The sequence below is a fragment of the Oribacterium sp. NK2B42 genome, assembly GCF_000424445.1.
Lineage (GTDB): Bacteria > Bacillota > Clostridia > Lachnospirales > Lachnospiraceae > Oribacterium.
Window position 1 is genome coordinate 1 of the sequence record NZ_AUJX01000034.1, and the last position, 13,238, is coordinate 13,238.

Consider the following 13,238-nt stretch of genomic DNA (forward strand, 5'->3'; position numbering starts at 1 on the left):
CAGTCCCAATGTGGCCGATCACCCTCTCAGGTCGGCTACTGATCGTCGCTTTGGTAGGCCGTTACCCTGCCAACTGGCTAATCAGACGCGGGTCCATCTTACAGTGATAAATCTTTTCACCCTGTACCATGCGGTACTGTGTGCTTATGCGGTATTAGCAGTCTTTTCAAACTGTTATCCCCCTCTGTAAGGCAGGTTACCCACGCGTTACTCACCCGTCCGCCACTCGCTCGAGAATCACTAGGTTTCATCTCTCGCTCGTTCGACTTGCATGTGTTAGGCACGCCGCCAGCGTTCATCCTGAGCCAGGATCGAACTCTCGAATTAAATGTTAAGAGCTTACGCTCTTTAAGTTCTCTTCCCGTTCTAAACTAAGCTTGGCTTCTGTTTTGTCCGTTTTTCTTTACTGCGATTGTATTATTCGCTTTAGACCTTTTTGGTCGCGCTTCAGATCTTTTAAAGATCATCCGCTCTGAATCTTCTTTTTAGAATCTTCAGGGTCTGTGTATTAATCGATCTTTGATTTTCAAGGTTCTTTTCGCCCTCATTTCTCAGAACTGATGTTCCATTTCTCTTGAGTGCTCACATAATATATCAACTATCAAAGCAGTTGTCAAACACTTTTTTGAAAAAATTTTGTACCTATATTTGTACATCCATAAGCGATCAATAATCAATTGCATTATTCATGCCCCCCGGGCTACCTTCTTTACCCTCGGATACGTCTCACGATCCCAACCTATTTCATTAACTCCCAGCTGGATTTCGGTCACTTATAAGGTCTGACAATACTCGGAATTACATAAAAAATGACCCTATAACCCGGTACAGTTATAAGGTCGATATTAGTTGGGTAAATAAAGGTTAGACGTTATTGCCTTGGAACAATTCAGCTGCCAGCTTTTTAAATGCCGGAATAGACCTCTTTATCATGTCGTACGATACGCAGTAAGCGAGTCTGACATATCCAGGGCAGCCGAATGACTTTGCCGGAACCATAATGATGTGATATTTCTTGCCCATGGCAACAAAATCATCTTCTTCAGCTGTAGGCGACTTGATAAGCATATAGAATGCTCCGTCAGGTCTTACAACTTCAAAGCCCATATTTGTAAGCTCTTCATATAGAAGAGTTCGATTCTTATCATAGAATTCAAGATTTGCCGGGATATCCAGACATCTTGCAACTACCAGCTGAAAAAGAGACGGTGCGTTAATATAGCCGAGACAGCGATTGGCTACGACCAGTGCCGAGATCACCTCGTCATAATAGTCAATATTTTTTGAAACCGCCATGTATCCGATTCTTTCTCCCGGAAGAGAAAGAGTCTTACTGAAGGAATAGAGGAAAATACTGTTCTTAATGATATTAGGTATATACGGGACATTCTGTCCGCCGTACACAAGCTCACGATATGGTTCATCTGCAATAACGTATATCGGGTGTCCAATTTCCTTCTCTGCTTCTACGATTATATCATTAAGCTTTCTCAGGGTTTCTTCGGTATATACAACACCTGACGGATTGTTCGGATTATTTATAATGATGCACTTGGTTTTTTCATTAATAAGTGGTCTGAGTGCCGCCAGGTTAAGCTGGAATGTTTCCGTATCCGCAGGAACCACAACAAGGTTGCCTCCGAAATTACATACATAGCTTCTGTATTCACCAAAGAACGGTGCAAATGTTATCACCTCGTCATCAGTTCCCAGGAGGCTTCTGAATACACAGTTCATGCCGCCTGCGGCACCGCAGGTCATGATTATATCTTCTGCATCATAGTTAGTTCCGTTTTTCCTGTTAAGGCTGTCGGCAACAGCTTTTCGAACATCATTGAAACCTGCATTCTTCATGTATCCATGGACAATGTTTCCATCGGTGTTATCCAGGATATCTTCGATGGCATCTCGAACTTCATGAGGCACAGGCGATGCGGGATTTCCTAGACTGAAGTCGTAAACATTATCCGCGCCTACCTCTGCAGCCATCTGCAGGCCTTCTTCAAAAAGCTTTCTAATCGTAGAACTTCCAGCTACCAGACGTTCCATATTCTTTGATATAACCATGGTTCAGAACCTCACTTTCAGATATTATTTAAAATTATAACATTACGTTTAACAAAACTAAAGAAAGATGCATCTCAAAAAACGTGTACAAGTAGATATTTATTTTATATCTGTCATTACTGCATTTATTACTATTTCCCTTTAAAAATCACACATTCTTCATCATCAATATAATTCCTATATTTTTAACTTTTATATAGGTACATCCATTTACGCATAGAAAATGGAGAAGATTTTTTGTCCACCCGCTTGATATAAATCAAATACACCTATCTTCATTTGTAATATCTTATTTCTTTTACCGATTTATGTTGCCCTCAGGGTCACAAATGATTAAAATAGGCGTTAATGTTGTATTAATTTAAAGACAATATTTTCCGGATGTGTGATATTTCATCACTATTTATGATGCCGGATGAATGCAACGGAATGGAGATTAGTATGAATCGAATAAATGACAGGCGTAATGTTTCCATGATGATGGATTTATATGAACTCACCATGGCAAATGGTTATTTTCTGGAAGAAAGAAATGATACAAAAGTAGCATTTGATGTTTTTTACAGAAGAAATCCCGATCAGGGTGGTTTTTCTGTTTTTGCAGGTTTGGAGCAGGTTCTTCAATATCTTGAGGATATGCATTTTGAGGCCGAGGATATAGCTTACCTGAGAAGCCTCAATCTTTTTGATGGCAGATTTCTGGACTGGTTATCGGACTTTCACTTCCATGGTAATGTTTATGCCTTTCCTGAGGGAAGCATCATTTACCCTAATGAACCGATAATTACTGTTGTGGCTGATCTTGTTGAAGCTCAGCTTATCGAAACCGAACTTTTGACCCAGATCAATCATCAGAGTCTGATTGCAACAAAAGCACGTCGTATAGTTAAAGCTGCAAACGGAAGAGCCGTATCTGATTTCGGTGCAAGACGTGCGCACAATAATGATGCAGCAATTTACGGTGCAAGAGCTGCTGTTATCGGCGGTGTAAACAGCACAGCAACAGTTTCCGCAGGACAATATTTTGATATCCCTGTTGGCGGCACCATGGCTCACAGCTGGGTTATGTATTTCGGTGATGAATTAACTGCATTCAGAAAATTCGCAAAGATCTACCCGGACAACTGCATACTTCTGGTTGATACCTATGATGTTTTAGATTCAGGTATTCCCAATGCAATCACTGTCTTCAGGGAAATGAGAGAACAGAACATTAAATCAAAGAGTTTTGGAATACGTATCGACAGCGGAGACCTTGCATATCTTTCAAAAGAGATCAGAAAGATGCTCAATGAAGCCGGATTCCCTGATGCAAAGATCGTTATTTCCAACAGCCTCGATGAAAATACCATGACTTCTATTCTCGCCCAGGGTGGTCAGGTAGATGCCTTCGGTGTAGGTGAGCGTTTGATCACTTCCCGTTCCGAACCCGTTTTCGGAGCAGTCTATAAGCTTTGTGCCGTTGAGGAAGACGGGATAATGCAGCCACGTATCAAGGTTTCGGAAAGTGTAGACAAGATTACCAATCCCGGACTTAAGGAAGTTTATCGTATCTACAACGAAGAAGGACGTGCCTTCGCAGATATGATAGCCAAAAAGGATGAGGTTGTAGATCTTTCCAAGCCCTACAGATTTGTAGATCCGTTAAAGCCCTGGAAGATTCGCAGATTCGAAAACTGTACAGCAAAGAAAATGCAGAAGCTTGTTATGGAAAACGGAAAGAGGACCGAACCCGAAGTTCCCGCAAAGGAAATAGCTGCTTATGTAAAACATCAGCTTTCCAACGAGATTTGGGAAGAGGAACAGCGTTTTGAGAATCCTCACATCCATTTCCTGGACATGACTCCTAAGTACTACGAAATGAAGATGGAGATGCTGTCAAAGGATGACAATAATTAAAATTTGATGTTGACACTCGCTTCTACCGCGAGTATAATCTGCTTTGTTGGTCAGAAAGAACCGACGAAGTGCGCGAGTAGTAGAGTGGTACTACGTCGCCTTGCCAAGGCGAAGATCGCGGGTTCGATCCCCGTCTCGCGCTTCTCAACAGCCTAGAGGTTAACCTCTAGGCTGTTTTCGCGTTCGTCAGGGATCGAACCTTCGGTTAGTCTCGCCTACCGGCTCGGTCGGCGCTAAGCACGTGCCAAAGGGCACGTAGCGCCCCCCGTCTCGCGCTTTTAAAAGCCCCTCGAGGATATCCTCGAGGGGCTTTTCTATTTATTCTACATCTGCGAGAGCAAGAGCGCCTTCTTCTCCTGTTCTGATCTTAACAACCATGATTCATAGGCAAAACAAGTGCCTATATACATAACCTATACAGCTTAACGTTTTTACAGCTTAGGTTTCCGGGCTTCTTCCAATTAACGATCGGCCCATTACTTATTTCTAATTAAAGCTTACATCCTGAGCATGAGTTCCCTGAAGACAACATTACCATCAGAGATATATACTCTGTGGACACGCTTACTTACGGCACAAACGATTTCGTAAGGAATAGTGCCGGCCAACTCAGCCATCCTCTCTATAGGATTGTTTTCTCCGAAAATTTCAATTTCACTTCCGACTCCCACATTAGGCTTGTCTGTCAGATCGATCATGCACATATCCATACAGATACGACCGCGAACCTCAGCAGGTCCGTCAGAGGTCATAACACTGTATTTGTTGGAAAGTGATCGGAAGAATCCATCAGCATAGCCGTAAGGGACAACGCCTATACGGGTTCTGTCCTTTGTTGTTGTGAACAATCCGCCATAGCTTATCTTGGTTCCCGCCGGATATATTTTGATAGTGCTGACGGTGGTTTTCATGGTCATGATAGGCTTTAATCCAAGTCTCTTCGCGTAATCACCATATCCATAAAGCAACAGTCCCGGGCGTACCATATCTAGATATGTTTCCGGATAGTCAACTGTTGCACCGGTGTTTGCGCAGTGGCGGATCTTGAACTTCATTCCGGTCTTCTTTTCCACTGCATCAATGATATCAGTAAAAAGTTTAAACTGATGCTTAGTGTATTCTACGTACTCTTCGCCTGCTTCATCGGATACAGCAAAATGTGTGAAAATGCCTTCCGGCTCAAGCCCGGGAAGCTTACAGGCATCAACGATACCATCCACACCATGCTGGAAATAATCGCCTTCACAAATATATCCGAGTCGGGACATTCCCGTATCCACCTTTATATGTATCTTCAGGGTTTTGCCAAGTCTTAATGCCTCTTCATTGTATTCGATAGCTTTTGCTTCACAGGTTACCGCCTGGGTGATGTCATAGGAGATCAGCCTATCAACCTGCTCCTTAGGAGTATGTCCGAGAATGAGGATAGGCATGGTGACATCATTAACCCTAAGCTCCATAGCTTCGTCAATGCTGCTGACCGCAAGATAATCTGCTCCGAGACTCTGAAGCTTTGACGCCACCTGAACGGATCCGTGTCCGTAAGCGTCTGCCTTTACAACTCCGAGAAACTTAACGTTCTCTCCTATGTATTCTCTTATTTTTTTATAGTTAAATGCAAGATTGTCGAGATTGATCTCGGCCCAGGTTCTTCTCAATGTAGATGTCATAAAAATTCCTTTCGTATTCGAAGAGGGAAACCCAACAGGTTTGCCTGTGGGTATTAGTGAGTTTGTCTGAAACTCCTCTCTGTTATAGTTTCTGTTTTGATTTCTGTATGAGAACCGTCATTATACATTACAGATTCACTCAGAATACAAAATCAGGATCGACGATTCTTCCAAAAAACAGACCGGGTGTGATTCCCGATCTGCTTTTAAAACAATATCAATTATAAAAGTTTCTAGATAAAAGTCCAATGATTTATTACAACTCTGCAAACTCATAACTTCTATGTAACTCAAATTAATATATAAAAAACAAACTTTAAGTCCACCAAAGAAGCATCTTACTGTTTCAGTATGACCGGATTCATCAGCTTACCTTCTTTGCGTTTCTGCAGCGCTCTATGATATAGTTCCGTACAAAATCAAAATCAGCATCATCCACGTAAATCTGGTTATGTTCCAATGTCTCATTAACATAAATCACATTATGCCTTCTGTCTGATTTGACCTTCTTTACATTACCAAAAACCGAGGTTGAAGAAGTCTTGGTTGCGGCAAGAATACCCGGTGCGGCTCTGCCAATGCTTCCGGTGGCAAGTCCTGCAGCTGCAGAAAGCCATCCCATAGCCTTGGCCTTATCAAACTGATTCTTCATCTGTCTGTGTTCTATCTGATTTTCATCCATGGTAAAAAGAACCATGTATTTAAGACCGTATGACATCGCAACTATGAAATATGCCACAGCACTAAGTGCTGCAATAAAAAGCATAATGAGAACGAATCCTCCAAAAAATCCAATGAGATCAGGAATATCATCAAGGCCGTCTTCTATGATAGTAAAAAACAGCATTATGAAGATCACTATGGCGAAAGACATTAACAGCACTTTCCATACAGTTATAAGTATCGTCGGATTTTTGATCATATCAAACTCATAAACCCAGCGATAAGCTCCATCAGGACAGAGATAAATGTTTTCCGTAACCCTTTGTCCTTGGATATCTTCCCTGCTTACGATTTCCTGATATCCTCTGTTCATTTCCTTAGGCATTGGGGCAGCCTGATATCCTCTATTCATTTCCTGAGGCGTCGAAGAAGCCCGATATCCTTCTGCGACTGCCGGTGCAGACCCTACCGGTGCTGCCGTGGAATTAACCCGTGCGCCGCAAACCGGGCAAAATCTGGCATCGTCTTTAATTTCGTTCCCACAATTCTCGCAAAACATAATTCATCCCCCTCTCATCTTCTAACGCTGATTTTGAGTCTTAATATCTGACACATAGATGCACATCTGACCGGCTCTACAATAAATGCATGTTTTTCGCCGTTTATCTCTTCCCTATCGCTGCAGATCTGCTTGTCCCCTAAAGTGTAAACACACTTTGTTCGATATAAATCCTGACATGTTAAGATCTGATAATATTTTTATTTGTATCTTTTAATACAATGCACCGATGCAGACAAAATTCTGTTCAGATTCTATTAAAAGATATTTTTTATATCGTTCTATATATGAAACATTTTACCAAATTTTCAGGAATATAACCACCGCAATTAAAACCATTCCTGGTTTAAGGCTATAATTTTTCGTGATATGATACTAGGAATCGGGTTGCTTTCGGCTTTACGAAAAACCAAGCTTCAACTAAAATCTGACCAAAAAACGGAGACCAACTATGACTGAACAAATAAAGGGAAATCTGATGCTTTTGACCGCCTCACTTATCTGGGGTTCGGCTTTTGTTGCACAAAGTGCAGGCATGGAATTTGTAGGTCCTTTTACATACAACATGTCAAGAAGCTTTATAGGTCTTTTGGTACTTATCCCGGTTACAATATTTTTCCGAAAAAGGCGCACAAGATATAATCCTTTATCAAAAGAACAGGAAATGACACTAAACAAAAATTCAATGATAGGCGGTATATTCTGCGGTTTAGTGCTGTCAATTGCAAGTAATCTCCAACAAGTCGGTCTAAGCAGAACCACAGCGGGAAAGGCAGGCTTTATAACTGCACTTTACATAGTTATAGTTCCGGTTATAGGTCTTTTCCTCGGAAAAAAAGTCACAAAACTCATATGGTTCTGTGTTTTCACTGCAATCACGGGATTTTACTTTTTATGCATAAAGGAAGGTTTTTCCATAGGAAAAGGGGATATTCTCTGCCTGCTTGGTGCTTTTACATTTTCGGCTCATATTCTGGTCATTGACCACTTTTCAACAGGCTACACAGATGGTGTAATGATATCCTGCGTGCAGTTTGCCGTTGTTGGGTTAATGTCTATGCTCCTGACTATAATTTTCGAAACGCCTTCTTTTGCTGCTATTTGGGAAGCCAGACTTACAATACTGTACTCCGGTATCCTTTCCAGCGGTGTTGCTTATACGCTCCAGATTCTGGGGCAGCGAATAACGAATCCTGCCATTGCTCCTCTCATTATGAGCATGGAATCTGTATTTGCGGTTTTCTTCGGATGGCTCATACTCCATGAGACCATGACTCTCAGGGAAATGCTCGGATGCATTATTGTTTTTATAGCCGTAGTGCTTGCCCAGTTGCCGGCAGGCAAAATCACTGAACATGAAGGATAGAACCACATTAAAAGTCCCCATCGGATTAATTCCGATGAGGACTTTTATGTGCGTAGGATTTATCTATAAAGGATATGGCTTTCCGTTATGCTCTGTGGCCTCCGATCTGTTCATTCCTCATCTTTGTGGTTGCACCTTCCAAAAAATTAATTCCTTTCAGCATGGCATTGGCTCCATATCTGTTTCGCACCTCCAGAAGCGCTGCGTGAAGTTGTCTATCTCTATTCAGAGCATCGTAGTCTGTAAAGAGATCCAATTGATATACTCCGTTATCAGATTTAACATCACAGGCGCATATTCCAAGCCTCCTTAAAAGTATCCTGTGGTCACTTTTTTTATCTACATCCTTCATGATCCCTTCGATAACGATATTGGCGGTATTGGTGGCTGATTTAAATCTTACGGTTCCGGTTGAATGGGCGGGATGAAGTCTCCCGTACCAGTCAATGGCAAGTCTTCCGTCATAACCTGGGAAATATTCAAGACTCTTATAATCATAACTGATCCACCACGTAAACCTTGAAGAGACAAGTTTTTTCTTATACATATCACAGCATAAGATATCTATCATTTCCTTGAAAACTATACATGCTTCATCATATTTGTAGGGTCTCGGAAGAACCTGACCATTGGAAAGAGAATGATTGTCACTTTTATAGTGTTTAATATCATACATGGTCACAGGTTCTACACCCCAGGCGTGATCTATGAGTATCTCAGCATCTATTCCGAAAACCTTATAAAACCACTCTTCATCACACTGTGAACGCTCGGCAATGTCTCCCATGGTGTACATGTGATTTTTTTCGAGCCTTGCTGCTTTACCACGACCGATCTGCCAGAAATCCGTCAATGGCTTGTGTTCCCAGAGGAGATACCTATAGCTTTCCTCCGTAAGTCCGGCGATGCGGACTCCGTCTTTGTCTGCAGGGGATTTCTTTGCCACGATATCCATAGCTATTTTGGCAAGATATAAATTTGTTCCTATTCCCACTGTGGCTGTGATTCCCGTATTTTTAAGGACATCCCTTATCATGGTTATAGCCATGATATGTGCAGGATGCTGTCCGGACCTTATGGCTTCAGTTTCGTAGAAATGGAGATATGGCGTACAATCGATAAAACACTCATCTATACTGTATATGTGAATATCCTCAGAGGATGCGTATTTTAAAAATATCCCATAGATTTTGGCTGAGGTTTTTTCGTACTCGGCCATACGCGGAGTAGCAGTGATATAAGAAACTTTTGTGCGATACGTCTGCTCGTATTTTCTGATAGCCTGCTTCGCCTCAAAAAGTCTGGGTCTGCCCGGAACACCGATAGCTTTTAAAGCCGGAGATACTGCAAGACAGATGGTCTGATCCGATCTTGTGGCATCCGCCACCAGCAGCTTTGCCTTCAGAGGATCCAGTCCCCTTGCGACACATTCTACAGATGCATAAAAGCTTTTCATATCTATGGCGATGTAGATACTCATTACTCCGCAAGCATACCCGCATTTTTAATGGAGATACCATATTCGCCAAGAAGCTTAGCCAAATCTATCTGGGACAGTTTCTTTTTTCTTCGGTTACGTGCTATTACATCACCTATATTTCTCATGTATAACCTCTCTCAGCGTTCAAAGACTTGGGGATACTCATCAATGTAGATGCATTATACCATACACACGTTCTCATTTCAATACTGCATTGATTTTTAATTTCAGGTGGCGATATTTTCTATAGTGAATAGATTCCTCCTAATTGTTTACTAGCCCCACTCATTCTGCTACCTCCTGCATATCTCTATATATTGATCTCTGCCCCTCTCAAGCGAGGCATTTCTTGTCTGTTGTCAGCTTTTATATAAAGACTGCATTTTGACGATTATTAATAATAAGAATCTTTTGAATGTGAAGTTAGTAATAGCTGAAATTTACCGAGGTTAACTATGATTGAAAGAATATTGTATCGAAAAGACATAATGAAATGTGCACTATGTTACGATGCCCCCTGCAGCATTGCATGTCCTAAGCTTAAGCCTGATAAGCTCCTCAGAAGCATATGGTTCAATAACGAGAATGTTGCTGCGGCAAGTCTTCCGGAAAAAAATCCCTGTATAAGCTGTGATGCTCCTTGCGAAAGAGCGTGTGTTCGTTCAGGGGAAGTTCCTGTCAAGGATGCAATCACACGGTTATATGACGAGGTCAGACCGTCTCTTGAGGTATCACTTCCTAAGGATGAAATCCGCCTAAGAACAGATATCTGCGGTATACCGCTTGAAAACCCTTTCCTTCTGTCTTCATCCGTTGTTGCAAGCTCATATGATATGTGCTCAAGAGCCTTTGAAGCCGGATGGGCAGGAGCATCCTTTAAAACCATATGTAACTTCGACATTCATGAAGCATCACCCAGGTTTTCTGCCATAAAAGGGTCCGGTGGGGACATAATAGGTTTTAAAAATATAGAGCAGCTTTCTGACCATAGTGTGGAAGAAAACATGGAGATATTCACACACCTGAAGAAAAAGTATCCCTCAAAATTCATTCTCGCTTCTATAATGGGCAGAAATGATGAGGAATGGGAAAACCTTTCCCGACTCTGTGAAGAAAACGGTGCTGACGCCATAGAGCTTAATTTCTCATGCCCTAATATGTCCGAAGAAGGCCTTGGTTCAGATATAGGACAGGTTCCGGAACTGGTGGAGCGTTTTACAAAGGCTGCAAGGCGCGGTGCCACTATTCCTATTCTTGCAAAACTCACGCCGAATGTCGCAACCATGAGCCCGGCAGCCGAAGCAGCTCTTCGTGGCGGTGCAGATGGCCTTTCCGCCATAAATACCATAAAGAGTATAACCGGAGTAAACCTATATACCTATGTTGCCTATCCTTCGGTTCATGGAAAATCTGCTTTAGGAGGCTATAGCGGAAACGCTGTAAAGCCAATTGCGCTTCGCTTTATGGCGGAGCTTGGAAAGAATCCGAAGCTTAAAGGTATGCATATAAGCGGCATGGGCGGAATCGAAGACTGGTCAGATGCCCTGGAGTTTATCCTCTTAGGTGCGGGAAGTGTACAGGTCACAACGGCAGTAATGCAGTATGGATATCGTATTATTGATGACCTTAAATCGGGGCTTACCTACTATCTTGCGAAAAATGCTCTTAATAATGTCAATGAGCTTAGAGGGCTGTCGCTGGATACTGTCAGTGAAACCACAGATATTCTTGAACGTGACACTATAGTATTCCCGAGATTTGATAAGGACAGATGTATAGGATGCGGAAGATGTGTGATTGCGTGCGCTGACGGTGGACATCAGGCTATAAAGATCAGCGATGACAGAAAGATCTCTCTGGATGGAAGCAGATGTGTAGGATGTCATCTCTGTATTCTTGTATGCCCGGAAGAAGCCATAGGGTCAAGCAGGAAAAGGATTCACAGACCGAAAAAAGGCACTAATAGTTAACACAATGCTGAGACTTGTGGATATTAACAAGCATGATTATGAAAAAAGCTGCTGACACAGACGCCTGAGTCAGCAGCTTTTTAATCATTTCACGGCATGAACAAGTCATCCCGCTAAGCCTTAAAAATAAATCTTTATCTGTAAAAAATCACTCATTCATAATCCTCTACAACTTAATCCGTTCCTTGATCTTATCTATCAAAGTAATATCCGCCGGCAGCCACTCCACACTGTCTATGGTTTTAATGTCCAGCCATTTCGCAGCCTCATGTTCCTTCAGTGTGAGATGTCCTTCCTTAATGCTGCACCAAAAGCAATCCATAGACAGATGAAATGTGGGATAGTCAAATTCTATAGTATCTATATACTCATCTACAGAAATATCCGTATCCAGCTCCTCCTTGATCTCCCGAGCTAATGCTTCCTCCGGTGTTTCTCCCACTTCGATCTTTCCACCGGGAAACTCCCAACCATCCTTGAACTCCCCGTAGCCTCGCTGGGTGGCAAATATTTTATTGTCATTTCTTATTACTGCGGCTACAACTTTGACTGTTTTCATATGATTTTCAGTTCCTTTAATCCTCCGATTCGTCGTCAAACACCCCATCCCACAGCATCCTATTGTAATTTGCGTTAGCTTCTTCACATGCCTTCTTTTCTTTCCATCTTTCGATTTCGGTACATATGGAAAGCATCTCATCAGCTATAAGTTCCGCACTATGCGGTTTCACATTATTCAGATAACCACACATCCTCTGCATGGCTTTGGGACTGCCAAGCTGTTTTGCTATCTGATTGCCAAATTCAGCAGGAAAGCCAAGGCTTACTATGACACTGACCAATTCTTCCCGACATAGTGCCCATTCTTTACGATTATCCATGTATTAATTTACCAATCTCTTTGAACTAAATCCCATCTATATACGGTCAACCTTCAAATCTCCGAAGCACTGCTTATACGTTTTGCATCGATGATATTCCCTCCGGCAACAGATGGCTGGAGCTTCTCTGCAGTCTTTCCTATACCGCTTCCACCGGATGTAGCAAAGATGTGAATGTCTTTGCCGGTCCAGTCGTAGCCCTTACAGAAGGTATGAACCACTCTCGGAGCCTGTCCGTACCAGATAGGAAATCCGATATAAACCGTGTCATATTTCCCAAAGTCATCAATCTTTCCACTGACCGGAACATCTTTACCACCAATCTGTTCGCGGTTGCATCTTGCTAATGGATTTACCCATCGTATATCTAATGTAGAATAAGGTACTTCCGGAACGATTTCAAATAAATCTGCCCCTATCTTTTCTGCGTATTCCTTTGCAACTTTTGCTGTTGTGCCTTCGGCACTGAAATATGTTACTAATGTACTCATAAACGTCTCCTTTGTATTCTTTACTATAATTCACTCAACCTCTCATAGACCTTCTGATTCATCCTGCAATCATTCAGCGCCCGGTGCGCTCCTACAGTAGAAATTCCTGATCACGATTGATTATTGTAAAAATAACCCACGGACCGTGGGTTATTTTTTTCAACGTAATACCAAATCTTTTTAATCATCCGA

The 13,238-nt window shown here is 42.1% G+C and carries 11 protein-coding genes, 1 tRNA gene and 1 rRNA gene; 4 read left to right on the top strand and 9 right to left on the bottom strand.

Going from position 1 to position 13,238, the window contains the following annotated elements; translation table 11 throughout:
- Positions 1-327 (bottom strand): 16S ribosomal RNA (locus G625_RS0109665); the annotation flags it as partial.
- Between the two features lie 537 nt (positions 328-864).
- The gene (locus G625_RS0109670) at positions 865-2,067 is read right to left on the bottom strand and encodes a pyridoxal phosphate-dependent aminotransferase (protein ID WP_029200967.1); all 1,203 of its coding nucleotides are present in this window, start codon (positions 2,065-2,067) and stop codon (positions 865-867) included.
- Between the two features lie 441 nt (positions 2,068-2,508).
- Between G625_RS0109670 and G625_RS0109675 the strand changes: the two genes are divergently transcribed.
- Both G625_RS0109675 and G625_RS0109680 read left to right on the top strand, forming a co-directional pair.
- Positions 2,509-3,966, top strand: a complete 1,458-nt coding sequence (locus G625_RS0109675) for a nicotinate phosphoribosyltransferase (protein WP_029200968.1) — start codon at positions 2,509-2,511, stop codon at positions 3,964-3,966.
- 70 nt (positions 3,967-4,036) lie between these two features.
- Positions 4,037-4,108, top strand: a tRNA-Gly gene (locus tag G625_RS0109680).
- 355 nt (positions 4,109-4,463) lie between these two features.
- On the opposite strand, the gene alr is transcribed toward G625_RS0109680, so the two are convergent.
- Both alr and G625_RS0109690 read right to left on the bottom strand, forming a co-directional pair.
- Positions 4,464-5,636, bottom strand: coding sequence for an alanine racemase (alr, locus tag G625_RS0109685; protein ID WP_029200969.1), 1,173 nt, complete (start codon positions 5,634-5,636; stop codon positions 4,464-4,466).
- Between the two features lie 364 nt (positions 5,637-6,000).
- Positions 6,001-6,858 carry a zinc ribbon domain-containing protein gene (locus G625_RS0109690; RefSeq protein ID WP_029200970.1) on the bottom strand — a complete coding sequence of 286 codons (858 nt, stop codon included), beginning with the start codon at positions 6,856-6,858 and terminating at the stop codon, positions 6,001-6,003.
- A 451-nt stretch (positions 6,859-7,309) separates the two neighbouring features.
- Here G625_RS0109690 and G625_RS0109695 point away from each other — a divergent pair, with 451 nt between their 5' ends.
- A complete protein-coding gene (locus tag G625_RS0109695) occupies positions 7,310-8,224 on the top strand; it encodes a DMT family transporter (protein ID WP_029200971.1) in 915 nt (304 codons plus the stop codon).
- Between the two features lie 85 nt (positions 8,225-8,309).
- On the opposite strand, the gene G625_RS0109700 is transcribed toward G625_RS0109695, so the two are convergent.
- Both G625_RS0109700 and G625_RS23170 read right to left on the bottom strand, forming a co-directional pair.
- Positions 8,310-9,704 (bottom strand): Y-family DNA polymerase, encoded by a 1,395-nt coding sequence (locus tag G625_RS0109700; protein WP_029200972.1) that lies wholly within the window; start codon positions 9,702-9,704, stop codon positions 8,310-8,312.
- The gene (locus G625_RS23170) at positions 9,704-9,829 is read right to left on the bottom strand and encodes a hypothetical protein (RefSeq protein WP_256377640.1); all 126 of its coding nucleotides are present in this window, start codon (positions 9,827-9,829) and stop codon (positions 9,704-9,706) included. The genes G625_RS0109700 and G625_RS23170 overlap by 1 nt, the downstream gene beginning before the upstream one ends.
- Positions 9,830-10,159: 330 nt before the next feature.
- Between G625_RS23170 and preA the strand changes: the two genes are divergently transcribed.
- Entirely contained in the window at positions 10,160-11,674 is a 1,515-nt protein-coding gene (preA, locus tag G625_RS0109710) for an NAD-dependent dihydropyrimidine dehydrogenase subunit PreA (protein ID WP_044932202.1), read from the top strand.
- A gap of 166 nt (positions 11,675-11,840) precedes the next feature.
- On the opposite strand, the gene G625_RS0109715 is transcribed toward preA, so the two are convergent.
- The 3 genes from G625_RS0109715 to G625_RS0109725 are packed head-to-tail and all read right to left on the bottom strand — an operon-like array spanning position 11,841 to position 13,046.
- Entirely contained in the window at positions 11,841-12,233 is a 393-nt protein-coding gene (locus tag G625_RS0109715; protein ID WP_029200974.1) for a (deoxy)nucleoside triphosphate pyrophosphohydrolase, read from the bottom strand.
- Between the two features lie 16 nt (positions 12,234-12,249).
- Complete coding sequence (locus G625_RS0109720; protein WP_029200975.1) at positions 12,250-12,555, bottom strand: hypothetical protein; 306 nt, start codon at positions 12,553-12,555, stop codon at positions 12,250-12,252.
- Positions 12,556-12,608: 53 nt separating this feature from the next.
- On the bottom strand, positions 12,609-13,046 hold the full coding sequence (locus tag G625_RS0109725; protein WP_029200976.1) for a flavodoxin: 438 nt from the start codon (positions 13,044-13,046) through the stop codon (positions 12,609-12,611).
- Positions 13,047-13,238: the final 192 nt, after the last annotated feature.

Bases quoted from the DNA above. Each gene is read 5' to 3' on its own strand.
- G625_RS0109670 (WP_029200967.1), bottom strand. From the start codon at position 2,067: ATGGTTATATCAAAGAATATGGAACGTCTGGTAGCTGGAAGTTCTACG.
- G625_RS0109675 (WP_029200968.1), top strand. From the start codon at position 2,509: ATGAATCGAATAAATGACAGGCGTAATGTTTCCATGATGATGGATTTA.
- alr (WP_029200969.1), bottom strand. From the start codon at position 5,636: ATGACATCTACATTGAGAAGAACCTGGGCCGAGATCAATCTCGACAAT.
- G625_RS0109690 (WP_029200970.1), bottom strand. From the start codon at position 6,858: ATGTTTTGCGAGAATTGTGGGAACGAAATTAAAGACGATGCCAGATTT.
- G625_RS0109695 (WP_029200971.1), top strand. From the start codon at position 7,310: ATGACTGAACAAATAAAGGGAAATCTGATGCTTTTGACCGCCTCACTT.
- G625_RS0109700 (WP_029200972.1), bottom strand. From the start codon at position 9,704: ATGAGTATCTACATCGCCATAGATATGAAAAGCTTTTATGCATCTGTA.
- G625_RS23170 (WP_256377640.1), bottom strand. From the start codon at position 9,829: ATGAGAAATATAGGTGATGTAATAGCACGTAACCGAAGAAAAAAGAAA.
- preA (WP_044932202.1), top strand. From the start codon at position 10,160: ATGATTGAAAGAATATTGTATCGAAAAGACATAATGAAATGTGCACTA.
- G625_RS0109715 (WP_029200974.1), bottom strand. From the start codon at position 12,233: ATGAAAACAGTCAAAGTTGTAGCCGCAGTAATAAGAAATGACAATAAA.
- G625_RS0109720 (WP_029200975.1), bottom strand. From the start codon at position 12,555: ATGGATAATCGTAAAGAATGGGCACTATGTCGGGAAGAATTGGTCAGT.
- G625_RS0109725 (WP_029200976.1), bottom strand. From the start codon at position 13,046: ATGAGTACATTAGTAACATATTTCAGTGCCGAAGGCACAACAGCAAAA.